This is a genomic window from Asticcacaulis sp., from assembly GCF_035497195.1.
Taxonomy (GTDB): domain Bacteria; phylum Pseudomonadota; class Alphaproteobacteria; order Caulobacterales; family Caulobacteraceae; genus Asticcacaulis.
The window spans coordinates 379,211-402,646 of sequence record NZ_DATJDZ010000019.1; the positions used below are offsets into that span (position 1 = coordinate 379,211).

Here is a 23,436-nt window from a genome sequence, read left to right on the forward strand (position 1 = left end):
CTGGTCCCAGTCCGTTTTCACCGAAGGTATCGCCACCATTGGGCCGGCAGGCCAACGGGCATGCCGCCAATCTCAGCCAAGCGTTTTGTTGGTGGGCGAAGACCCTGAGCCAGAAGCAGTTTAACGTCGTTTAGGATGGATTTTTCAGACGCAAAAACCCCGTGATTGAGGCCGAATATCTCCGCGCCAACAGCAGTCACGTCAATGCTATCGACATTCTGAAGAATAATTGGCTTGCCGTCGTAGACATCACCGGCCCGGGGTATGTTACCGGCAATCGCCTTTGATAACTTCAAAGCCTTGTCAACAGACGACGCATATAGTGTCATTCCACTACATGCGGCACGCACCTTCGGACCGATAGATCTATAATGGTCGGCATCGACGTCGGGCGCCGCCATAAGGACTTCCCCGATCCCGAGGGGAAGATTGCCATGGTTGTGGTTGGCAATCGCATCCAGCACCACAAAATTACCCATGCTGTGTGCGAGGACATGTACGGTTTTGACGCCCGCGCTCCGCAGGTCGCCAAGCATTTTAGCAAACCTTGGGCGAGCGACGAGTGCCGAATTTCTGTCGTGTTCATAGTCTCCCACCTTGCCTCCCGAAGCCCAGGAAAAGTAAACGGGTAGGCCCTCGAATTTGATATCCCACATTATTTGGGCACATTGATACATGCCCTGCATAAAGGTAGTTTTGAAACCATGTACGAAAACGAGTGCCTGGTCCTTTCCTGATGCCTTAATAGTGTCGCTCCATTGCTCGAAGGAATAGGTCGATAGATTTTGTAATACGAAATGCTTCTTCGAGTTTTCCGCGGGGAAGTTGAACGTGTAGGCGCCGAGTGGCACGGATAACCATGGGCGGCACACGGTACCAAAGTCACGCTCCTCTGGCACGCGGATCGTTGCGGAACCGTAGGAGTCAGTGTCAGATCGCATTCGCGAAAAATAACCTCCACGCCTAGTGTCTTTGGCGCGGGTTGTTACGAACATGATGTCAACACTATTGTTTCCTTCGGAGACACCTCCGCTTTTTGTAATTTCTAAAGTGAGGTTGCTATCATGATCGTCTATCGGCTCCGGGGGAGAACTGTTCTCAGTATCCAACTTGAAAATCCGCGGAAGTGAGGAGCCTGCTGAACGAGGGGCGTCGAGGGGACTGATATGCCTCCCCATAATTTCTGTTTCAATCCCAAAGGCCTCTCTGGGATATAAGGGGGGCCGATCTGACAAAGTGGCGATGGCGAAGGCGCTTTGAATTTGGCCGATGTCAAGCGCTTGTTGGACTCTGGAATATTGCCGTACAGAACCAGATAACGAGAAGCCGATTTCATCACGATTTCTGGGTGCCCAAAGAGGGACGTCAAAGTCATAAATTTCTGAGGAAATTTGAGAAGAACGCTCTCGAAGTCCGAGACGCCTCAAGCTTGGTTCAAATAGACTGCGGGGCTGGCGGTCGATCAGCACGGATTCGAATGATCGGTAAAACATCGGACCGATATGCACCCCTTCATTGCCTTTTTTAGGCGTTCCTTGGAAATAAACGACAGTGCCGCGCCGCATGGCATAAGCTAACAGTAATTTATGTACAGGTGTAATTGGTGCAAGTAAGGGGGAAGTATACCGGGAATCGGCCAGAACGACACGCTTGTCGGAAACAATACTTTCCGACAAAAGTTTTGAAATGGAGTGGAGACTGTCGACGTAATCTATGGCCGAGACAACGTTTTGATACACCTCTATTTCTTCAAACCCATCTCGACGCCCTCCCTCAGCAATTTTAATAGCTCGCCGAATAAACTCGCCGTCACTTGAATTTGTAATTGCTTCTAATAGTTTGGGGTCCCAGAAATTTCGATAGACTGACCGCAAAACGTCGACGACCCCGCCGTCCGTGCACCCTGAGACAATCACGGTTTTCGTAGAATATGTCAGGTCTTCTATTTCATCGCGCACCCAATATCCGGCACCGTTTAAATCGGAATCGGCCAGGACAATAGCATCGTAACGGAGGGTTGAAATCGGACCCGGTGCACCGACGATTTCGACCTGCTCTGCATTCCCCCTTTTGAGTCCCTTGAATGCGCCAAGATCAAGAACTCGACCGGGGAAATTGGTATCCCAAAAAGACTGGGATATCCCAGAAACGATGGCTGCAGCATTTGCCGAGGGGGCGTTGAAAATCGAGTGGTCGCGGGGCGAAATTTCCGGCCATTCGGAGGCGTGGGGATTTAGCCAGTTCAGAAATGGTTGGCTTCCCTTGTTTGGTGACCATCCAAAATATTCCACATCGATGTTGAGATTTGCAAGAGCTGCCGCAGTCGTTATCGCCGATACGCCGGTGCCCACAAGAGCAACCTTGCCGCCCCGTTTCACCTGGTCACTCTTCGAGAGTGCCCAAACAAGATTCAGCGCCCGAGTTTGCTGAGCCGCGAAACTGGAGCGTTGCTGATAGTTGCCGAGGTAAAACATCGGGGTGCCGGGCGCGTCGATTTTCGATGCGTTTAAAACATCTAAAGGTGATGGTCTTTTGGCCACGTACGAATCCCCAGCTCGCTACAACCGTTGGATGATATCTTTGAGAGAGGGAAACGTACAGTTTAAACTCTTTGTTCTGCGCTGCGGGCGAAAATAAAAACCTCGACGTGCAAATGCGCGCTGATTTACGGCGATGTATACTGGGTTCCCAATTTAAAAATTGACCTGCGGTATGCCGCGTTCGACGTCTCGCCTAGCGACAAGTTTTACCTGGGGCCTGAAGAGCGTGTTCACATCTGGTGAGCGGCATTCGACACCGTGGTGGTGGCCGCTTACTTTTTTAACGGACCACAGGCATATACGGTGCGTTTCAAGCTTTCCACAGAGTGACTAGGCATTTGGGAGCCAATCAAAGCGATAAAAGCCGACACCTTCAAGGTGCTTAGATCTTGCTTGCCCTCAAAAGTAGAATCGGAAAGAAGGTACAACAATAGGGGAGATGAGCTTTGCAGTATTATCAGTATTTTCAACATCGGCGCGACATTACAACATTGCTCGTTGGGCCAAATGGCGCTGGGAAAAGTCGATTTTTAGTTTCCATGGGCAAGGCCGCGATTGCGGAAGGACTCCCAGTCTACGCTATTAGCAATACTGTGTTCGATAGGTTGAGAGGAATCAGGGGCGCCAAGCGCATATCGGCAACTCAAGGCGAGCGTTTGCCGGAAAAACTTATCAAGCAGGCCCTCAGGAACGTTCACGGCATTCGCGACGGATTTGGCGTGTTCCGTGAAATCGGGCGAGTTCTTGACTACTGCGGTTATGAACGAACTGTTGGAATGCGAATAAGGTCCAGGCTTAAGGCGTGGCCTGTCGATCTTCATGAGCGACTTGCAGAGATGAAGCTCCCGCCTGAGGTAACTAAGCGACTCGTCGAAGTCACCGAAATGTTTTTTCATCGTGCGCTTCCAGATATTGAGTGGCTTCATTTTGAAGGTCTATCTTACGAGATATCTCGATCCTATGACCTGACAGAAATAGTATTCTGGGAACGAGAGCTGAAACAGCTTGGCATCATTCGCGCTATCGATCTTTTTCTGCGGAAAGATCAAATGGTAATGCCAATCGCTAACGCGAGTTCAGGGCAACTTTCCATGATCTCAACGCTCGTGTTTTTGTCGAGCGAAATCGACGAAGGACGTGGTTGGGTGCTAATCGATGAACCTGAAAATAGCCTGCATCCTCAATGGCAGAAGGAGTATGTCACTCGCCTTTCAAAGGTTATCCATTATAGAAGCATCAAGGTGATGATAGCGACCCACGCGCCGGTGCTCGTGTCTGGAGCGACGCTCGGTCCTGTTGATGTGGACATTATCCACCTTCAAGATGGTGAACCTACTGGCCTTGTCTTTGATCGTGTCGCCAAAAAAACTGAGAGTGTCGAGCAGGTGTTATGGGATGTGTTTGACACTATCACGCCTGCTAATCATTTCGTCAGCTCCAAGTTGGTTGAAGAGATTGAACGTGTTGAAGAGGGAAAAACCTCCGCAGAAAGTGTCGGAGAGTTGATTGGGCGTATGCAATCTGGGTCCTACGATGACAAGCAGCGAGCATTTTTCAATGACGTTTCAGAGCTGGCCCGGCGGGTGGAAGAGCGGCGTGGACAATTTGGCCTGACGGAGGGCGACGATGAGTGATCCTTTGAAGCCACCGCTTAATTCGCTGACATTTAGCATTGAAGAATGCGCGGCAATAACGGCTGCGTTGGCATCGAAAAAGCCATGGGACCACACGAAACAGGGGTGCAAGATCGTTGAAGGACACCTCATATCTGTAAAGGGAAAGCTCAAAGCTTTTCATCTTCAAAGGCAAAAGAATGATTGTGCGTATTGTAAAAACAGCCTGGCTGGCCGTGACGGCGTCTCAATAGACCGCGAACACATTTTGCCGAAATCTAAATTTAAAGAAAAGGCATATGATGTTTTCAATATTTCGATCGCATGTAAACGCTGCAACATGGACATAAAGCGAGAGAGGTGGAATTTTTTAATAAACCCCAGTATAGGTCCACACTTGGAAGATACCGGGAATTACCTTATAATTCATCCCAACTTTGACAACTGGTATAAGCATCTTTGGATTGAAGCTGTAAGAAGTGGTGAAAGCCGCATCGTCAAATATTTAGTGAATCCGAATAGTAAAAAGGGCTCTTACACTTATACGTTTTTTAAGCTGCGTGATCTTGAGGAGGACAGCTTCGACGACGCTCAAGGATTGAACCGGCCTCATCTCAGGCGCATTGAAGATGTATTTGAAGAATATAAACCGCTCTAATTAGAGACCGTTTCAAAAGTCTCATTTTGACGTCGAATTCGCATTGTCACAGTGTGTTGCGAGCGAATTCATAGCGAGCCTTAATTTTGAATCTTAAAGTTGTGAAATGGGGCGGGGCGCACAACCATAGGGGCTAGACATTAGAACGAATCGGGTACATATTGTAGGCTTCACTAATCTGAGGAGCCTTAACATGGCCAAAGTATCTCCGTTTCATTCTTCAAAGACAGGCACTGCGGTGCATCACAACGATAACAAATGTACCGAGGGTAATAACATCGAAACGGCCAATCGTAAGGCTGGTACCGGTGGTCTTCCTCTGTGCGCTCGCTGCAAAACACTTTAATTTCGGTCGATCGTGGGGCACCGCCCCACGATCTCATCACCGGTCAAACTGCAACTGGCACTATCGTAATTCGTTAAATTTTTATTAAGCACAACCCCTGCGCGACCGTATTGTTGCCACCATGTGCTGTCCCGGAAATGCTCGCCCCAATCATAGTTTGCTGGCGTCAGCACACGCAGAGGTTTTGCGATCATGTGCAGATGGTGAGGTCTCAAGTGAGTGTAGCCATTCGATGACGCCCGCGACAGGGCGTCTTCTTGCGCTTCCATGCCTCATGTCGATCGCCTCAAAAGTGGCGAATTGGGCTTCCAACCTGCTATGTTAGTTTATTGAGCGGACAGGACGAGGCGTCGAAGAGCGGTGCCTCACTTTCCACTTTTCAAAATGTGAACAATAGTGTAAATAAAGAACAGCAAGGTTTCCTTTCGAAGGTAAGTCATTGATTTTTAAAAGTCAGTAAATTTGGTGGGATAAGTGGTGGGATATTGGATTTACTTGGATTGAAAAATTACTTTATATTCAATTGCATACAGTAATTATTCGAATCCCTGCGTCTCCGCCATTACCCCTTTTCATATTTTCCGTAATTGACCGAAACCCTTTTTGTCCAAAGGGTTGTGCATTTTGCCGTTGACCGTTGTTCTCTTATTGTTCTTATCTATCCGCGAAGAAGATAGGGAAAAGAATAGGGAAAAATGGAGAGCGGGAAAGTTCGCAATCAGGCCATCAAACGGCTCACGAACGTGGCGATACAGGCCGCGTCGGCGCCTGGGCGGTATCCCGATGGGGACGGGCTGTATCTTTATATAGCCAAGGGCGGGTCAAAGTCGTGGGTTTTTCGGTTCCAGTGGGACCGGAAACTGAAAGATATGGGCCTTGGGTCTGTTCGGGACATCAGCCTCAAAGAGGCGAGGGAGGCGGCCGGTGAGGCGCGCAGGCTGGTGAGGGATGGCAAAAATCCGATCATAGAGCGCAAGCTGGGCGGTTTGAAGAAATCGGTGACGCCGACATTTAAGGATTACGCGGAGCAGTACATCACCAATGCTGAGGGGCAGTGGAAGAATGACAAGCACCGGGCGCAATGGCGGATGACGATCGAGGTCTATGCCAAGCTGTTGCATGGGCTGCTGGTGAGCGCGGTCGAGACAGCACACGTGTATGAAGTGTTGCGGCCGATCTGGTCAACCAAGGCGGAGACGGCCAGCCGGTTACGCGGCCGGATCGAGAAGATTCTCGATGCCGCCAAGACGGCCGGCTTTCGGGACGGGGAAAACCCGGCACGCTGGGGCGGCCATCTTGAGCACCTGCTACACAAGCGCAAAAAGCTCACCCGCGGGCATCATGCTGCCATGCCCTATGAGGAGGTACCGGCCTATGTTCAGACCCTGCGGAAGCGCGAAACGATCGTGGCGCGGGCGCTTGAGTTCCATATCCTGACCGCGGCGCGGCCAGGGATGGTCGAGAATATGCGCCTTGAGCATATCGATTGGGTCAATGATCTGTGGGTGATCCCAGCCGCCTTTATGAAGGTGGCAGTGGATCATGTGGTGCCGCTGGTGCCGCGGGCGATGGATATTCTGCGCGAGCTGGGGCACAATACCAAGAAGGGCTATGTGTTCTGGGCGCGCCGGCGCGGCTGCAAGATTTCAAATTCGACCCTCAAGCGTGAAATGACCTTGACCGGGGCCGGCGAATATACGCCGCATGGCTTCCGATCTTCATTTAAAGACTGGGCGGGCGATGAAACGGCGCATGACGATGAAACGAGCGAACATGCCTTGGCGCACCAGGTGGGCAGTGAGACCAGGCGGGCTTATAGGCGTCGGTCGGCTTTGAAAAAACGTCGTGCATTGTTGGGCGAATGGTTTCTATATACGCAACTGCAAAAAGCTAACTGCGACAATAGGGAGGTCGAGTGACACATCCTGCTTATCCAATCTCTAACAGCATAATGTCGAATATTGACCGTCTGAGGAGTGAAAGCTCAACATTTCTCCATTACACTTCATTAGAAGCGTTTTACAATATAATGGACACTGGTAGGTTAAGGTTCACGTCCGCGAAAAGCACCAACGATCCATCAGAATTTTTATTCGGTAAAGAGATCGTCGACCGCGCACTTGAAGAAATAATACCTGAGCTGAACGCCCGCGATCAGCAGGTTGTATCTGAGTGTAAGACAGATCTTCCTAATAGGGATTTTAGGGCATTCGTCTTTTGTATGTCTGAAGCCCTTGAAAACGAAGAGGCGGTTGGAGAGCTTAGCCAGTGGCGTCTCTACGGAGGCGACGGCAGAGGTATCGCTCTTGTTTTTGATGTTAGTGATTCGATACGTCGGTCGCTTATGGAAACTCAAGGGTCGATTCCCCGAAAGGTTATTTATGGCGAAGAGGAAGGACTGGCCCTCGTAAAGGACGAGATAAAAGCCTACTTTGCCGGGATAGGACAGCTCCCAAAGTCTGAGCTCGATCAACTGTATCGGGAAAATATGACAAACGCGGGTTATCTTGGAAACCGTCTGTTTTGGTTACCCAGTGTTATCAAGCACAAAGCGTATTCGCACGAACGTGAAGTTCGGTTAATTCGTGGTGACATAGGGGAACGAGCTGGCAATCCATTGATATTTACGGAACGTGGATCAATACGCAGGCCCGCAATCGAATTGCCCATGTGTTTAGCTTATAACCAACCGCCGCATGACTTTAATTATTCAACAATTTGCAAGATTATTATAGGTCCTTCTGGCGACCAATCGGCGATCGAGGACAGCATAAAATTCTATTTAGAAGCTAGAAATTATAGAATACCGGTCTTGAAATCTAACATTCCCTATAGAGCAATTTGATATGAGAAACCTGCCTATATATGATCGCCATGGAAGATGTATTGGGTTCCTGATTGAGGGAAACAGGTTCATTGACTTAAAGGGAAAAAGCATAGCGTGGCTTAATTCCAGTGGCATTTATGACTATACAGGCCAGCACAGAGGGTGGTGGCAGAACAATTACGGGATGGCCAGCGATGGAGGGGCGATGTTTTGGGCGCCTGGCGCGAGTCCTGGGTTAGTTTTGCCAATTCCCAGTATTCCACCTATTCCCCCGATAGCCTCAATCCAGCCGATTAAACCAATTCCTAACATTCCCCCAATCAGACCAATACCAAGGTTAAATTGGAGTCTATCATCCATTTTTTAGGCTCTGGAGAACTCGAGGGCAGCCCTAACGATACGCTGCGCCTCTTCCACCGGTATGATGCGTTTGCCTTCTAGGATGCCGGATTTGAGGCGGCCGTCGTTGATCATTTCATAGACCTTGGTTTTGCCGATGCCGACCGCCAAGCAGAAGTCGTTCACATCATAAGCGAATATTGGCAGGCCGTTTTTGAGGGTAGGACGTTCGGTCATGCCACCACCTGTTTGAATGAATTGCGCGTAAGACGCGAGCGTGCCAAGCTGAGTGCTTGGTCGGGGAGACGGACAGAATGAAGAAATTGTGGTTGGTCATCGTTGGCGTGATGCTGTGCATCGCTTTGCCGAGCTTGGCTTCCCCGCCAAGAGCTGATCCAAAACCCACAAAGGTCGAGGTCGTTGGTGAAGTTAAAGTCGCGGGCGAACCCGCCAAGCCTGATCTGACGGCTATTCCCTGCGACCCGTCCATGGATATCCGCACGTCTGATCTTTGTGCGCAGTGGAAGGCGGCTGATGCCGCGAAAGTGGCCGCCGAAGCAGGTCGAGATAGTGCCAAAATAGCTTGGTACGGTCTGCTGACTGGGATAGCTCTTAATTCCATTACGCTGATTTTTTTGCTCATTACTTTCAATGAAACGAGAAAGACCACTAAGGCCGCCATCAGAGCTTTGCATGTCGATAAAGCCAAAATGATGCTTAAGACGCCAAAGTTCATTCCCGATGTTCGGATTGATGGAAACCAACGCGTCAAGCGGGCAGCATTTGCGTCTCTGGATTGGGAAAACGTCGGCGGCAGACCCGCGATTCATGTGGGAACTGGCGTGAAACGGATTATTCTTCCCAAAGGTAGTCCTGTTCCTAAACCCATTTGGAATGATGCGCCTGATGATTGGGCGACTGTTGCGCCGGGGGAGACGCATCCTGGCTTTCGCTTGCTGCAATCCAACAACGCAGTTGAAGAAATGCTCTCTGCCGCCAACGACTGCTATATCTTTGGGGTTATCACCTGGCGTGATAGATTGGAAAGTGAAGTAACGGATAGTGTCCAGGTATTGGTAAAAGTGAAACCACTGGACGTAAATTCCTTTTTCGACGGCCGTGAAGTGTTTTTCACATCGGTGTGGGACAGCTCCAAAGAAGCCAAGTTGAATATCGGGCATCGTATTCTGAAGTTTTTGCATCTTTATAGGGCTAAAAAAGCTGAAGATGACGATGAATGGGAATAGACGATCTTGTCGCATCACCAGGTCAGGATCCTGGAATAATACAGACAAATAGATTTCTGACGGATCCATGCTCATGCTCTCAGCCTCCGGCCGGTGCGGTCGACCGCAGGGGCTTCGGACAGCAGGCGTTGGCCGTAGCTGGCGAGGGCGCGGAAGACGGGCGCGTAGTGGTGGGTTTCGAGATCGGCGCCGGGGCTATCCGGTATGCCTTCGGCCAGGTCGGCTATGGTTTCCATTGCCTTGAAAAGTTGGTCCAGTTCGAGCTGGACGCCTTCGGAGATGGCGTAATGAGTGCTTTGTTGGGGATTGAAAGGACGCACATTATCGGCGCCTGACGCTTGGGCTGTCATGGTGGTCTCGCTCGCTAAGGATGGAGTCCGACCAACAGCTTCTAACCTGGTGGCCGAACGCAGCGGGTTAGAAGACCGCGTGCGAGCATGCGGCGTCTCTTGCGAGACCCCGCTGCGCCCGACCATAGGAAAAGCGCCGGAGACCAAGGTCTCGGCAGCGCTTCGGGCGCTCACACGTGTGCAGCTTCTAACCTGCATCACTACCGTTTTCGTAGTGACATCCGCAGAATTGCGCTGATTGCGAGAGCGTGTCAAGGTGTGCCCCTTGAGAATCGAGGGGCGGGAAGAATGAGCAAAGAGCTGCGCCAATACGTGAAGGGCTGGCTTGAGGTTGTCATTGGCTGGTTGGAGAAGGAACGGAAACCCGCGCCGCCGATTCCACACCTCTGGAGAGATTATCTCGGGCCGATCATGTTCTGCTTCGGGTTGGCATTGGCCATTCCTGGCGCAATTATCATTGCTGGCAATACTCACCAGATGATGAGCACAGAAGAGGCGGCAGCTAATCCGCCGACCGATCTTGAGAAGTCTGTTTATAACTCGCCCTGCCCGAAAAATACTGATCTCAGGGCGTCCGATCTGTGTGCGCAATGGAAAGCCGCGGATGCGGCTCGAAAAGCTGCCGAATGGGGGGTGACAGCGTTCATAGTAGGTACGATCGTTAACGTACTGACCCTGATCGGTGTTGCATTCGGTTGGATGGAGACGAGAAAAGCATCTATGGCGTCTATAAAACAAGTTGAAATTGCTCAGCTTCAACTTGATATGACTAACGTTTCCTTGGATATTTCGCGTGAAGAAGCGCGACAGAATGCCCGAGCAATGGACTTTCAACTCAGAGCTTGGATTAGTCTTGCTATCAAAATGGAGAGTATAGTCCAACGCAAGACATTTGAAGAAACAGATGTTATGACGCTGAGAGTCGGCGCGACAATCAAAAACCACGGGGCTTCGCCGGCAGTTGGTTTGAGATTTTATGCGAAATTGGATATTTGGAAGGCAAGCTGCACTAACGAGAAATCGAGAAACAATTTTACTGCTCAATGCGTTGAACAATATACAAGTGGAATCGGCGATGTTGATTCGGGGCCAGATGCAGGTGTTGCAGTATTCCCTTCTCAAGAGCACGGCGAAGATGAAAGGATTTCCCTTGATTGGAAAGAAATTTTGGCTTGTATCAACGACAATGACTACTTTTATCCATTGGTGATTTGCGTTGTTCTCTATAGAACTTCTGGAAATCACGAAGTTCGGCATACGGCGTTGGTCTTTGATCTTCGAGATGCCTTGGGTCAGGCGGAGCGAATGAAGGCCATAGCAAATGGAGTTTGGACTGACCGCAAAATGCTTTTGGGCGAGCCCGGACTTATGGATGCCGTGTAACGGTTGGGCGACGACATTGGTAAAAGGTTGTTGGGCAAAATTTCTAACCATTACCGATCTCCGATCGCAGTGAGATAAAAGTCCAGAACCGTTTCCTGTTCTTCGCGGACGGTTTTATCGAGCTTGCGCAGGGAAACGACCTTGCGGAGGATTTTGACATCAAAACCTTCGCCCTTAGCTTCGTCGTATACCTCTTTGATATCGCCCATAATTCCGGCTTTATCTTCCTCCAGACGTTCAACGCGCTCGATAATGGTGCGCAGGCGTGACTGGGCGGCGCCGGTGATGACATCATCGGCTGAAAAGCTGGGCGCTTCGCCAGAATTGTGACTCTGGCGCGCCGGGCGTTCGGCGGCCTTGGCGCAGGCGGTACATAGGTGCAGGGTGCCGATCACCGGGCTTTCGAACGGTTGCCAGTCGGCCGGCAGGGCGTCGGTTTCGGCGTCGCAGCGGGCGCATTCATAGGTAGACATCAGGCGGCCTTTCTCTGTTTGGCGGCGGATTCAGGGGTTTGGAAAATCCAGCAATGGATCGCCTTGCCCACGATGGGGTTGACGGTATCCAGCTTGATAAAGGGGCGGGTTTTGCTGCTTTTGAGGTGCCGTTTCAGGTCTTCCATCGGCGGGCACGAAATCCGCGCCTCATGGCAGCGAGCTTCAAAGCGATGCAGGCTGACGGCGATCAGCTCGTCCGGCTTCCGGTGGACATTGACCGGATCGGGGTGGGTGTCGCCTTCATTGGATTGCAGCCATTCAAACGCTTCCCAGAACTGCGCCACGATCGGGTGATCGGCTTCGAGGGCGCGATCGCGCGTCACGGCTAGGGTATCGATATGGGCGTGGGTCTTTTTCAGAAGGTCGGCCGGTAGCTTTATAACCGCATGCAGGGCATCAAGTCCGGCATGTAACTGCGCGAAATTCTTACGGATACGGCCATTTCTGACCCTGCGGTCGGGATCGAGAAAGCCCGCCTCGTGCTTGGCATAGGTGGCCTTAAATGCGGCCATATAGTCGGCTTCCCGCCGTGTGATATGGACTATGGCGCCGGAAAGTTCCTCGATCGGCCAGCGTTCTAGCTTTTCGGCGGCGAGTTTGGTATCTAAATCCCAGCCATCCTTGTTGAAGAGCATGTGCATGATGCGCTCCATAACGGCGGGGGAGGCATTGACCGGGTAATTCTGCTCGATGATCAGAGCGCCGCGGAAAGGCGGCTCATAGGTTTCATTGCCGGCGTTTTTGACGCCGCGGGAGCGGACCGAGCGGCCGTTATAAAGGGCTTTGATTTCATCCCAATCGAACTTCCGCGAATGGGGCGCCTGATCGTTGCGGTCGCCTTCCATGAAAACCACCGGCAGGTTAGCGACGCGGGCGAGGTTACGGCCGAGCGCCGCCGGTGTGGCCTTGCTGGGGTCAAACCCTTCGTAATTTTCGCGGCCGGCCAACTTCCAAAGGAACTCGATCAAGGTGGATTTGCCGGTGCCGGGAATGCCGGACATTTCGATAAAGGCCAGTGACTTGTGTTCGACGCGGATCTGCTCGGCAAAGAAACTCATCACCCAATAGGTGAGAGTGACCAGGCCGTTGCCGCCGAAGGCTTGCCAGATAGTTTGCGCCCAGGCGGTGTCGAAATTCTCGGCATCATAATCGATGGAGAGCATGCGTTCGGCGGAGCGCAGCTTGAGCTGGACCTTGCCGAGATCAAAGAAGTCCTCATCATTGATCGGGACCACGCGGCCATTGGAGACGGCGATATCGCCCAGCACCCAGGCGCCATGATCGCGGCTATAGCCGGTGAAATCGAGGGTCTGGATTTTTGCGATGCCGCGTTCGCGCTGCTGACTGACCAGAATATCGAGCTGGCGAGTGCTGCCCAGCCATTGCGCGCCGGGATCGACGGCCAGCAGGCGCTTTTTGAATTCGCCGGCGGCGGCAAGCGTCGAGGGGGTAAATGGCGCCTTGCTGGGCGGCGCATCGGTGGGGGTATCGACGCGCAGGTAATAGTGGCTTTCGTCGATCGCCTTATCCTCCTGAAAATAGAGGATGCGGAAGGCGCAGTTGGCGATTTCCGAGACATTGGCGCAGGCACGGGCGGCGACCTTTTCCTTCACCTTCTCCTTCAGGACGGTCTCGGCGATCTTGGCTTCATCGAAGCTGGCCCACCAGGTGCGGTTATCGTGGATGAAGGAGAAGGATGACCAGGCGTGTTTTTCCCAGAGGAGGAGCGCCTTTTCGGTTGCGTTCTCAGCCAGCAGGATTTTGCCGTTCCATAGGTAGTGATCGGTAAGCGGTGTTCTGCCCCCACGTTTCCTTGTCGGCATTGATCTGCGCATGGCTTGTTCAGAGTTGAACGAGAGGGACTTTCTCCATGGAGACTACACCGGAGATTCTCATTGAAAGAACGGGCCCCGGTGGGACACGACGTTCTCGCCGATGGCCGGATGAGGTTAAGGCGCGGCTTGTAGCAGAGACCTTGCGGCCTGGGGTAAGCGTCAATGAAGTGGCGCGCCGTACCGGGGTAAAGGCGAACCACCTGTCTTCCTGGCGGACATTGGCGCGACGGGGCAAGTTGATCTTGCCGGCGCCTGAGGATGATTTCGAGTTTAGCGCTCTGGTGGTCAGCGAACCGGCCCCGGTCGCGGCTACGCATCCGGCTATCAGGCCTGAGATCGTGGTCGGGAATGTGACGATCCGTCTTGAAGACGGCGCTTCAGCAGATCGTATTGCGGCAGTTGCGTGTGCCATGATGGCGTCGGTATGATCTTCCCGTCAAACCGGGTACGGATCATGGTGGCGACCAAGCCCATCGACTTCCGTAAGGGGCATGATGGTCTGGCCGCACTGGTGAAGAACCAATTGCACAAAGACCCCTTCACCGGCACGGTCTTCGTCTTCCGGTCGCGCAAGGCGGATCGCTTGAAGTTGCTCTATTGGGACGGCACCGGACTGGTGATGGCCTATAAACGGCTGGAGGCGCATGTGTTCACCTGGCCGGCGATCAAGGACGGACTTATGAGCCTTAGCCACGCTCAGTTTGAGGCGTTGTTCTCGGGGCTGGACTGGCGCCGGGTCCGAGCCCTGGAAGCGCGTGCGCCGGAGGCGGTGGAATAGCTGCGACAAGATGACTCGGTGTGCATTTTAGGCAGGAAGGTAAAAGCGGATTTTGTTAGATTGCCGTCATGCTCAACCCCGCCAATTTGCCTGATGATATAGCGGTTCTCAAAGCCATGCTGGTGGCTTCTGAGGCCCGCAATCTGCGCAAGGATGACCGGATCGAGCGATTGGAGAAGCTGGTCGCCGCCTTCAGGCAAGCGGCCTTCGGGCGTAAATCCGAGAAGGCCGAGCCGGGTCAGTTTGAACTGGCGCTGGAAGATCTTGAAACCGCTATTGCCGCGATCCATGCTGAGGAAGAGGCTGATGCGCCTGGCGGTAAACGGAAGGCTATGCCACGCGCCGCTAATCGCGGGGCGTTGCCAGAGCATCTGCCCCGTATCGAAGAAGTCATTGAGCCTGACAGTCTGATCTGTGCCTGCGGCAATGGCTTACATAGCATTGGCGAAGACAGGTGCGAGCGGCTGGACGTGATCCCGGCGCAGTTCCGCGTCATCGTCACTCGCCGCCCTAAATATGCCTGCCGGGCCTGCACGGATGGCATAACTCAAGCCTCTGCTCCGGCGCGCCTTGTTCCCGGTGGTCTGCCGACTGAGGCGACTGTGGCTCATGTGCTGGTCAGTAAGTATGCCGACCATCTGCCCCTTTACCGGCAGGCTCAAATCTATAGCCGTCAAGGCGTTGACCTTGATCGGTCTACGCTGGCTGACTGGGTTGGCCGGGCCGCGTTCGAGTTGCGCCCGGTGTGGGGCGCCCTGATCGCCAATCTGAAGCAATCCACCAAGCTCTTTATGGATGAAACCCGCGCCCCAGTCCTCGATCCCGGCGCACGCAAAACGAAGACCGGATACTTCTGGGCCCTGGCCCGCGATGACCGACCGTGGAACGGTGCGGCGCCGCCCGGTGTCGCCTTCACCTACGCGCCTGGACGCGGAGGACAACATGCAGAACATATCTTGCAAGGCTTTACCGGCATTTTGCAGGTAGATGGCTATGCCGGTTACAATCGCCTGATCGCACCCGACCGTATCGGCCCGGCAATCCGGCTGGCCTACTGCTGGGCGCATGCCCGTCGTAAGCTGTTTGAGATTACCCGCGCCGGTCCGGCGCCAATCGCCGAAGAGGGCCTCAGGCGCATCGCCGATCTCTACAAGATCGAAGGGGACATCCGCGGTAGCGATCCGGCGGTGCGTCTGGCTGCACGACAATTACGATCTGGCCCCGTAGTGGCCGATATAGAGGCATGGCTCAACAGTCACCGCAGCCGTGTCGCCGCCAAATCGCCGCTTGGCGAGGCATTGAATTACATCGCCAAATACTGGGGCGGCCTCTGCCAGTTCCTCGACGACGGCTGCGTCGAGCTGGACAACAACACTGTTGAACGCACGATCCGGCCTATCGCCCTGAACCGGAAAAACGCTCTCTTTGCAGGCCATGACGCCGGCGCCCAGAACTGGGCCATCATCGCCTCACTGATCGAAACGTGCAAACTGAACGGCATCGATCCCCATGCCTACCTGACCAACACCCTAAGGGCCATCGCGGGCGGCCATAAGCAAAGCCAGATCGACCACCTTCTCCCTTGGAACTACGCCGTCAAGGTGTGAGCGAAACACCGCTTACAGTGATCGAGCCAGGCGCGGCCACGATCATCGGAGCCATTCAGGCGGTTGCGTTCAAGCAGGTCATTCCAATCGAGCTTTTCGGCTTCGCCTTCCGGCCGGGGCTGGGCGGCGGTGGCGCGCCAGCCATCTTCGCGGGCGCGGGCGACATAGCGGCGGGTATATTCGGCGCCGGCCTTGCCGACATCGAAGGCAAAGACGAGTTCCGGCTGTTTCAGGCCCTGATCGCTGCAAGTCTTGCGCAGATCCGCGAGGCCCTTTTCCGGGTAGTTATTGACCGACATGGAGGAGACGGCGAACAGGCCGGCCTGGCGCAGGGCCATGGCGTCAAATATGCCTTCGGCAATCCAGATGCGTTCGGCCGTGGCGAGTTTATCGGTGGGTTGATCGGGCGCCTGCCACCACTGGCCAGCATATGAGGCGCCGGGCTTGAAGCGGGCCTTCTTATCGAAGCGGCCGGGTTGATCGATCAGGCGTTCCCACCAGGAGCCGCCGGGAAGGGGAAAGCGGATGGTGGCGGAGACCAGATTGCCCTGGCGCTCGTGATAGGTTTCCTGGCTATAGGCGCCGATCAGGCCGTTGATATTGAGGCCACGCTTATGATGGAGGTAGGCATCGGCCGCGGCGTTAGGATTGGCTTCGGACGCCTGAAAACGGTTTGACCAGGTATCGAAAATATCGGGGTAAAGCTCTTTGACGCTGCCTTCCCAGCCGCAGCGATTTGACCGGCCGCAGCGGAGTATCCACGGGCCTTCGGCATGGGCGAAGAGTTCGCGCCGGCTGCATTTCGGGCACTTGCCTTGCTGCAGCCAGTTGCCTTTTACCTTAAGGCCATACTCGGCCGTGATGCGGCTGAGGACGTCTTTCAGGATATCGGGTTTCATAGACATGGGCGGCTTTCAGCAGGCAAGGCGGTAGCGGGCGCGCCGAAGGGCGCGTGGTGGCGGTTTCATTTTGGGTAGTATCAGCCGGTCGGCCGGGGCTTTAGATTCAGCAGGGGCACCGCGCCTTGGACTTCGCCGAGGGCGGAAGGCGTCGTGGTTGCTATATATTCCAGGTGCGCCGTCCAACGATGGCCACACCGGGGATTGAAACATCGATAGTAGAGTTTTCGGACGAGGCGACTTAATTGCTCTGACGTGCGCGCATGACCTTTGGTCTGGCACACAGGGCAAGGGAAGGCGGGCGAAGCGCCCTCTACCCACTGGAGCAATGTCTTTTCTTCGGTCCGGTCTCTGAAAATGGCCGCCCCCGCATGTTTCATGGTTTTGAAGGCTCCATACGTTCGAGTTGGGTGTAAAGGCCCTGAAAAGCGGTGACAGCTTCGCCGACCTCGCGCAGGGCTTCGCGCGATACGCACGCCAACGAATCCTCTGGGCACCTTCCTGCCGACGCTCAGCCGCCCGCAAATACGCAATGCCGGTATGGGCAGCGCCTATCCGTCGATCCAGCCTTTCTCGGTCAGCCACCTGCCAAATTTGCACGCCGGCGATCATGAACCCGTGCGCATCTATGCCGCCAAGGGCGATATAGTCACGGCAGGCCGGACGGTGATGTACCTGCCCAAGCAGGCCTGGTTCCAGGCGGGCGGGGATATCTATTTCCCGTCCTATGACATCCAGCATAACAATCCGAACGATCTCAGCATCGTGCGGGCGGGTGAGGGGATCTACTTCGATATCTCTGGCCAGTTCGGCGATTCCAATGACGGTATCGTGGACTCCTACGGTCATCTGACAGTGTCTGGTCCGGGTCGTCTTGAGGTCGAGGCCGGCACGGATATTTACCTGCCGAGCAACACCTATGGTATTTCAAGCAAGCGCATCACCCTTGAGCCTGGCTCGCAGGCCTGGAAGCCGGATGAGAAGGCGGCCGATATCGCCATCAGCGTCGGTTACAATCAGGACCCGGCCTATGCGGCCTTCGAGGACGCCTACCTCAACCCCGAAAAAGCCGGTGACATGGCGGACTACCTGAAGGACGACAGCGGCAAGTCGCTTTATCTCTTCGACCGCGAATACAAACGTGCAGATGGCGCGACCGGCGAATTCGCCACGCCGGAATCGCGTCAGGGTCTGGTCAACTATGTGCGTGGCCTGCAAGGGCTTCAGCCGCTGAAGACCAAGGCCGAACAGGTGGCTTACCTCGATATCGCCTGGGCCTTCTGGAATACGCTCAACTCCGATTACAAGACGCCGATGTACCGAAGCGTGCTGTTCATGGAGTTGCGGACTACCGGCCGCGAAGCCAATGATGCGAAGAACGATCGCTACAACACCACATTTCGCGGTTACAAGGTCATCGAGACCCTGTTCCCCGGCGCCCAGAAGGACAGCGGAGAAACCCTGGCCGAAGGCGAATCCCGGTGGAAGGGCGATTTTGAAACCTATGCCAGCCGGGTGATTTCCAGCGGCGGCGGCAAGATCGAGTTCGTTATGCCCGGTGGCGGCATGACGCTGGCCAATATCGCGGCCAAACCGGGTGAGGTCGGCCAGCCGGTTATCGATCCGGTAACGGGCAAGCCGGTGCAGGTCTATAATCCGGCTAACGGTCGTTATGAAGACGACAGGGGCAACGCGCAGCGCGCGGGTATCCTGACCACCGACGGCGGCGAGATCAATGTTCTGGCGCACAACAGCGTGGTTCTGAACGAATCCCGGCTGCTGACGGCCAAGGGCGGAAACGTCCTGATCTGGTCGTCATGGGGCGATATCGCCGCCGGCAAGGGCGCCAAAACCTCGCTCAGCCCGGCCTTCTTCAACTACGGTCTGGATACCTTCGGCCGTATGGAACGCGAACCGGCGGGTCTCCCGACCGGCGCAGGCATCGGCACCCTGGCGACGCAGGAGGGGGTGCCGCCCGCCGACGTCGATCTGATCGCGCCTGCCGGCATTATCGATGCCGGTGACGCAGGTATCCGCGTCTCGGGTAACTTCAACGTCTTCGCCATCGAGATCCTCGGCACCGACAATATCGATGTGGGTGGTGTTTCGAGCGGTCTGCCAGTGCCGCCCGCCGCGCCACCGACCTCGCTCGATACCGATGTGACGGACAAGTCCAACGCCGTCGACAAGGCGATGGGTGACGCCATCAAGCAGGTGCAGAAGAACAACGCGATCATCTCGCCCTCGTTGATCGAAGTCCGCGTCACCGGTTACGGCGAGGAATGCGATGACCCGGAAAATCCGTGCGAGAACATTGAGAAGACAGAAGCACCGCGTGTTTCAAGCATGGCGCCGGAAGCGGCGACCATGAGGGTCTCTTTTCAAACCTCGTCGCCCAAGGTTGAGTTCAACATCCCCGCCCAGCCACTCGCCGACGCTGTCCGCAAGATCGGACAGGCTGCCGGCATCACCATCCTGTTCGACTCCGGCCTGCTGAAAAAGCAGATGGCGCCGGCGCTCAACGGCCTGATGACGCCGGAAGAAGCTCTCGCGCGACTGCTCTCCACCGAAGGCCTTATGCCGGTGCGTGTCGGCCCGCGCTCCATCATACTCAAAAGACTTCAGGGTTGAGCGCTATAACACCCGCACCAGCGGCCCCCTATCAACACACCCGGATTAAGCTATGACCCAAAAAACCACGACCAAACCCACCGGTAGCCTGCCGATCTTCTATGTGACGCCAGAACCCTTGTCCTCGGAGCGTCACGCTAACTGGCGGATGAAGGAAGGCGACATGACGTTTGCGGCGAAGGCGGCCTGCGTACCGTTGATGCTGAGCGAATTCGCCATCGCCAGCCGTGATTTCCCCGTCCTGTTCGCCGAGGCCAATGCCGCGCCGATCACCTTGCTCGGCCTCGAAGCCGACAACCTGTTCGTCGAGAACGGCCGCTGGGCCGAGGATGTCTACATCCCCGCCTATGTGCGCCGTTATCCCTTCACCATGGTGCGCGCCAATGACGCCAACGGCTTCGTCATGGTCATCGACGCCGCCAGCGACCGCATCGCCCGTGACGGCGACGAGGGTGTGGCCCTGTTTGAAGACGGCCAGCCCTCGGCCTTCACCAGGCAGGTGGTGACCTTCTGCGAGCACTTCCACGCCGACGCCCTGGCCACCGAGGCCTTCAGCGCGGCGCTCAAGACGCAAAATCTGCTAATAGATCGCCGGGCCGACATCACATTGCCGGATGGCGGCAAGATGGGCGTCAACGGCTTTCAGGTGATTGACCGCGACCGCTTCGCGACGCTGGACGACGCCGTGGTGCTCGACTGGCACCGCAAGGGCTGGCTGGCCCTGGTCCACTTCCATCTCGCCTCGCTCGACCGCTTCCAGAACCTGATGCATCGCCGTGCGGCGCGCCAGATGCTTTCCCCCAAAGCCGCCTGATTTTTTCGGAGTAATACCCATGTACACAAACCTCTTCTGCAAGACCGTCATCCTGGCCATCGCCGTGGCCGCCACCCCGGTTCTGGCCCAGACGGATCAGACCGGCCTCGGTGGTCCCGTCATCCCCGGAGTCTGCCTGATGTCACGTGAGGCCGTGCTGGTCAATTCGGCCGCTGGCAAGGCCGCCACGGCGCGTTTGCAACAATTGACGACCGAAGCCCAGACGGAAATCGACACCGAGCGCGCGCCGCTGACCGCCGAGGTCGAAGCTTTGCGCAAGGCGTCTTCCACCCTGACGCCTGAACAGCGCAAGACGCGCGAACAGGCCGTCAGCATCAAACTCCAGGCGCTTCAGGCCAAGGCTGAGCATCGTGGCCGCGAGATCGAGGCGACGCGCACCAAGGCGCTCGATCAGATATCGGTCCAGGCGCAGGCGGTGATCGCCAGCGTCTACAAGCAAAAGAGCTGCGGTCTGCTGATGGATCGTAACAGCGTGCTGGGTGGCAACCTGACCAACGACATTACCGCGACCGTGGTACAGGGGCTGGACGCCAAGCTGGGCACCATTACCTTCAACCGCGAAACCCTGCCGATGCCAACTGCGAAATAGGCTGTCCCGTTCGAGCCTGACTTGTGCCGCACCGATCACGGTGCGGCGCTTTTTTACAGACCAAGGCTGCGACGAAGATCATAAAGGGTATGCCCAGGATAATCAGTTGCAGGATAATTTGCCCCTGTGCCTTTAAGCTGTCGCGGTGCAATTCCCGCCGCTCGCTAACCGCCAGGTAGATCTATGTCATGCGAAGGGCTGTGAAAAAGGAGGGTGACGGAGGGGCGACGATTTTGCGGATACCGGTATTCTGTGGCCGCCTGAAATATGACTGGCGTTACATCGGTCCTGCGAAGATGGCGTCCAGCCAGCTAAGATTTCCAGCGGCGGGCAAAATAAATACAGCTCCAGATTAACAGAGCAAGGCCTATAGCCGAGGTTCCATAAGCCGAAGCCATCAGGAATTGCGCCCAGGGCAGGGTCAGGCCGCTGAAGTTCTTGAAGAGCAGCAGGGCGGTCGAGCCGAGATAACCGCTGGCGTCGGCGACGTAGATCAAAAATCCGGCTGTGCCCACCAACCCGGTCGCCGCAAAGAAACGATCGAACAACAGGCCGTTGAAGGGCGTATAGGCCAGATAAAGCCCGCCGCCGAGCAGCACCATCCAGGTGATCGGACCAAGCAGATGAGCTTGAAAGGCAAAGGTAGACGCGCCAGCCAGAACGAGGCCGATGCCGACGAGCGCCAGATTGGCCAGAAAAGCCAGGCGGTTGTCTTTGAACAGGGTCAGCAAGGCCATAGCGCTGAGCACCACGATGCCGATCGGCAGTTCCGAGACGGTGAATATCTCGGCATTGTCCCGGAAGCCCAGATCGGTCCAGATTTCGGCGGCGAAATTGTCGCGGAAATCGCGCAGGGCCGTCAGGCCGATATAGATGACGACGAGGGCTATCAGGCCGGGAGCGTATGCCGCGAAGGTGGCTTTGCGGGCGGCCTTGTTCATCGGGACACGCGCCACACGGGCGGCCTCGTCTTCGGGTGACGGCGGCGGTAGCTGGGATAACCCAAGCACGCAGATCAGCAGCAGCGGGGCGAAGATCAGGCCGGTTACGGCCGGCATCCAGAATTCATTGGCATAGTGCTCAAGCATGACCCATTTGCCGACCGACTTGACCACGCCGGACGAGACAATGAAGCTGGCGCACAGGATGGAGCCAAGGATTTCCGAGACGCGGCGGCCTTCGAGAAAACCAAACACCAGTCCCCAGATCAGGCCGAGCGACAGGCCGTTTAAGAACAGGCAGGCGATATTCCATGGCGCCGGAATGGCGGCGAAGGCGACCAGCGTGGCCTCGGCAAAAGCGATGAGCAGGAGTATGGCGATGGCGCGATAGCGGCCGGGCAGTTCGGAGATCACCTTTACGCCGATGACCTTGGAGAGCGCGTAACCGAAGACCTGCGAAATGACGAGGGCGATCTTGTAATCGACCACAAAGCCGGCCACGCCAGTGAAGCTGGCCACCGCGAACGGCTTGCGATAGGCGTACATGGCGAAATAGGCGCCGAACGCCACCAGCCCGCCATAGAGGGCGAAAACGACAGGCGGGGCCTTGGCGAGCCAGGCGGTGAAGCCGGTCAATTTTACCGGTATGGGCAGCGGGGCGTCGATCGTGCTCATGGGGCAGCCTTAAATCCGGATATCGGCAGGAATAATGCCGGGATAGATGCCTTTAGCGATGCGGGCTTCGAGTTCGGGCAGCAGGGCGGGGATATCGGCCACGCTGTTCACCACGAAATCGGCGCCGGCGTCGCGCAAGGCCTGGGCGGCAACCGCTACACGGGTTTTGCGATCCTCTGATGACAGGGCGGAGAACGCGGCGAGATCAAGCCCGGTGCCATTGCCACTTGCCGCCACGCCGATAGTCCAGACTCCGGCTTCGCGGCCTTCGGCAATGCCGACCGTGGCGTCATCGACCTTGACGCAGGCGCGCGCCGGCCAGACGCCCAACTCGACCATTGCCTTCCAGGTCATCAGCGGCGAGGGGCGGCCCTCGGCGGTTTCCCCGGCGCAAACAACGAGATCCGGCGCATAGCCCTGCGCCGCTGCATTGGGCAGGATTCCCGCCATCATCTCGCGGCTATAGCCAGTGCCGGAGCCGATACGGATACCTTTGGTACGCAGGTGGTTCGCCAGGTCAGCCGCGCCGGGGATCAGCACGGCGCATTCGGTGGCGGCGCGTTCCATCAGCGGGCCGATGGCGTCGAACAGGTGGTCGATATCGGCCGGACCGGCATCCGCGCCCTTGATCATGCGCCATTGGCTGCGCATGGGTTCGCGGCCAATGATGGCGGTAATGTGGGCGCGTTTGGCCATGCCCATATCGGCGCGGGCCTCCGCGGTGCTGAGGTCGATACCCTCCAGCGCGAAGACCGATTGCAGGGCACGCACGGGCGCCAGGCTACCGAAATCGACCATGGTGCCGGCCCAGTCGAATATGAAAGCTTTAATGGGAGAAGACGTCATGTA

General features: G+C 55.6%; 22 protein-coding genes and 1 pseudogene. 14 read left to right on the top strand and 9 right to left on the bottom strand.

The genetic code is table 11. From position 1 onward, the window contains the following. Positions 1 to 17: 17 nt before the first annotated feature. Positions 18 to 2,540 carry an alpha/beta hydrolase gene (locus VL130_RS12670; RefSeq protein ID WP_325363285.1) on the bottom strand — a complete coding sequence of 841 codons (2,523 nt, stop codon included), beginning with the start codon at positions 2,538 to 2,540 and terminating at the stop codon, positions 18 to 20. 446 nt (positions 2,541 to 2,986) lie between these two features. On the opposite strand from VL130_RS12670, the gene VL130_RS12675 reads away from it, so the two are divergent. The 6 genes and pseudogenes from VL130_RS12675 (at position 2,987) to VL130_RS19530 (ending at position 8,351) form a co-directional block, all read left to right on the top strand. Further along, positions 2,987 to 4,174 (top strand): AAA family ATPase, encoded by a 1,188-nt coding sequence (locus VL130_RS12675; RefSeq protein WP_325363286.1) that lies wholly within the window; start codon positions 2,987 to 2,989, stop codon positions 4,172 to 4,174. Next, a complete protein-coding gene (locus tag VL130_RS12680; protein ID WP_325363287.1) occupies positions 4,167 to 4,811 on the top strand; it encodes an HNH endonuclease in 645 nt (214 codons plus the stop codon). The genes VL130_RS12675 and VL130_RS12680 overlap by 8 nt, the downstream gene beginning before the upstream one ends. 1,041 nt (positions 4,812 to 5,852) lie before the next feature. Next, positions 5,853 to 6,122: pseudogene (locus tag VL130_RS19525) on the top strand (Arm DNA-binding domain-containing protein); the annotation flags it as partial. Positions 6,123 to 6,143: 21 nt separating this feature from the next. Then, a complete protein-coding gene (locus VL130_RS12685) occupies positions 6,144 to 7,076 on the top strand; it encodes a tyrosine-type recombinase/integrase (protein WP_325363288.1) in 933 nt (310 codons plus the stop codon). After that, positions 7,073 to 8,002, top strand: a complete 930-nt coding sequence (locus VL130_RS12690) for a DUF2971 domain-containing protein (RefSeq protein WP_325363289.1) — start codon at positions 7,073 to 7,075, stop codon at positions 8,000 to 8,002. The genes VL130_RS12685 and VL130_RS12690 overlap by 4 nt, the downstream gene beginning before the upstream one ends. Position 8,003: 1 nt before the next feature. Further along, positions 8,004 to 8,351 (top strand): 4-fold beta flower protein, encoded by a 348-nt coding sequence (locus VL130_RS19530; RefSeq protein ID WP_414636269.1) that lies wholly within the window; start codon positions 8,004 to 8,006, stop codon positions 8,349 to 8,351. Here the strand turns inward: VL130_RS19530 and VL130_RS12695 are convergent. Continuing rightward, a complete protein-coding gene (locus VL130_RS12695) occupies positions 8,348 to 8,560 on the bottom strand; it encodes a hypothetical protein (RefSeq protein ID WP_325363290.1) in 213 nt (70 codons plus the stop codon). The two genes, VL130_RS19530 and VL130_RS12695, sit on opposite strands and share 4 nt — an antisense overlap. A 77-nt stretch (positions 8,561 to 8,637) precedes the next feature. Here VL130_RS12695 and VL130_RS12700 point away from each other — a divergent pair, with 77 nt between their 5' ends. After that, complete coding sequence (locus VL130_RS12700; protein WP_325363291.1) at positions 8,638 to 9,570, top strand: hypothetical protein; 933 nt, start codon at positions 8,638 to 8,640, stop codon at positions 9,568 to 9,570. Between the two features lie 71 nt (positions 9,571 to 9,641). On the opposite strand, the gene VL130_RS12705 is transcribed toward VL130_RS12700, so the two are convergent. Beyond that, the gene (locus tag VL130_RS12705) at positions 9,642 to 9,920 is read right to left on the bottom strand and encodes a hypothetical protein (RefSeq protein ID WP_325363292.1); all 279 of its coding nucleotides are present in this window, start codon (positions 9,918 to 9,920) and stop codon (positions 9,642 to 9,644) included. A 288-nt stretch (positions 9,921 to 10,208) separates the two neighbouring features. Between VL130_RS12705 and VL130_RS12710 the strand changes: the two genes are divergently transcribed. Beyond that, complete coding sequence (locus VL130_RS12710) at positions 10,209 to 11,303, top strand: hypothetical protein (protein ID WP_325363293.1); 1,095 nt, start codon at positions 10,209 to 10,211, stop codon at positions 11,301 to 11,303. 50 nt (positions 11,304 to 11,353) lie between these two features. Here the strand turns inward: VL130_RS12710 and VL130_RS12715 are convergent, their stop codons facing one another. After that, positions 11,354 to 11,590: a DUF2312 domain-containing protein gene (locus VL130_RS12715; protein ID WP_325363417.1), complete on the bottom strand. Its 237-nt coding sequence runs from the start codon at positions 11,588 to 11,590 to the stop codon at positions 11,354 to 11,356. 185 nt (positions 11,591 to 11,775) lie between these two features. Beyond that, the gene (locus VL130_RS12720) at positions 11,776 to 13,620 is read right to left on the bottom strand and encodes a hypothetical protein (protein WP_325363294.1); all 1,845 of its coding nucleotides are present in this window, start codon (positions 13,618 to 13,620) and stop codon (positions 11,776 to 11,778) included. A 47-nt stretch (positions 13,621 to 13,667) separates the two neighbouring features. Between VL130_RS12720 and tnpA the strand changes: the two genes are divergently transcribed. From tnpA to tnpC, 3 genes are all read left to right on the top strand, one after another. Continuing rightward, positions 13,668 to 14,060, top strand: a complete 393-nt coding sequence (gene tnpA, locus VL130_RS12725) for an IS66-like element accessory protein TnpA (RefSeq protein ID WP_325363295.1) — start codon at positions 13,668 to 13,670, stop codon at positions 14,058 to 14,060. Positions 14,061 to 14,086: 26 nt separating this feature from the next. Continuing rightward, complete coding sequence (gene tnpB / locus VL130_RS12730; RefSeq protein WP_325363296.1) at positions 14,087 to 14,410, top strand: IS66 family insertion sequence element accessory protein TnpB; 324 nt, start codon at positions 14,087 to 14,089, stop codon at positions 14,408 to 14,410. Positions 14,411 to 14,478: 68 nt separating this feature from the next. Further along, positions 14,479 to 16,017, top strand: coding sequence for an IS66 family transposase (gene tnpC / locus VL130_RS12735; RefSeq protein WP_325363297.1), 1,539 nt, complete (start codon positions 14,479 to 14,481; stop codon positions 16,015 to 16,017). Here the strand turns inward: tnpC and VL130_RS12740 are convergent. Both VL130_RS12740 and VL130_RS19535 read right to left on the bottom strand, forming a co-directional pair. Continuing rightward, a complete protein-coding gene (locus tag VL130_RS12740) occupies positions 15,999 to 16,922 on the bottom strand; it encodes a toprim domain-containing protein (RefSeq protein WP_325363298.1) in 924 nt (307 codons plus the stop codon). The genes tnpC and VL130_RS12740 overlap by 19 nt on opposite strands. A gap of 74 nt (positions 16,923 to 16,996) precedes the next feature. Next, positions 16,997 to 17,296, bottom strand: a complete 300-nt coding sequence (locus VL130_RS19535; RefSeq protein WP_414636270.1) for an ogr/Delta-like zinc finger family protein — start codon at positions 17,294 to 17,296, stop codon at positions 16,997 to 16,999. 160 nt (positions 17,297 to 17,456) lie between these two features. Here VL130_RS19535 and VL130_RS12745 point away from each other — a divergent pair, with 160 nt between their 5' ends. From VL130_RS12745 to VL130_RS12755, 3 genes are read left to right on the top strand one after another with little or no spacing between them, the layout of a single operon-like run. Further along, the gene (locus VL130_RS12745) at positions 17,457 to 19,547 is read left to right on the top strand and encodes a filamentous haemagglutinin family protein (protein WP_325363299.1); all 2,091 of its coding nucleotides are present in this window, start codon (positions 17,457 to 17,459) and stop codon (positions 19,545 to 19,547) included. Positions 19,548 to 19,599: 52 nt separating this feature from the next. Continuing rightward, on the top strand, positions 19,600 to 20,361 hold the full coding sequence (locus tag VL130_RS12750; protein WP_325363300.1) for a SapC family protein: 762 nt from the start codon (positions 19,600 to 19,602) through the stop codon (positions 20,359 to 20,361). Positions 20,362 to 20,380: 19 nt separating this feature from the next. Then, positions 20,381 to 20,971, top strand: coding sequence for an OmpH family outer membrane protein (locus VL130_RS12755; protein ID WP_325363301.1), 591 nt, complete (start codon positions 20,381 to 20,383; stop codon positions 20,969 to 20,971). Between the two features lie 311 nt (positions 20,972 to 21,282). Here VL130_RS12755 and VL130_RS12760 read toward each other — a convergent pair whose 3' ends face one another. Together VL130_RS12760 and phnX are read right to left on the bottom strand one after the other, a co-directional pair. Continuing rightward, complete coding sequence (locus VL130_RS12760; RefSeq protein WP_325363302.1) at positions 21,283 to 22,587, bottom strand: DUF5690 family protein; 1,305 nt, start codon at positions 22,585 to 22,587, stop codon at positions 21,283 to 21,285. A gap of 9 nt (positions 22,588 to 22,596) precedes the next feature. Beyond that, positions 22,597 to 23,433 carry a phosphonoacetaldehyde hydrolase gene (gene phnX, locus VL130_RS12765; RefSeq protein ID WP_325363303.1) on the bottom strand — a complete coding sequence of 279 codons (837 nt, stop codon included), beginning with the start codon at positions 23,431 to 23,433 and terminating at the stop codon, positions 22,597 to 22,599. Positions 23,434 to 23,436: the final 3 nt, after the last annotated feature.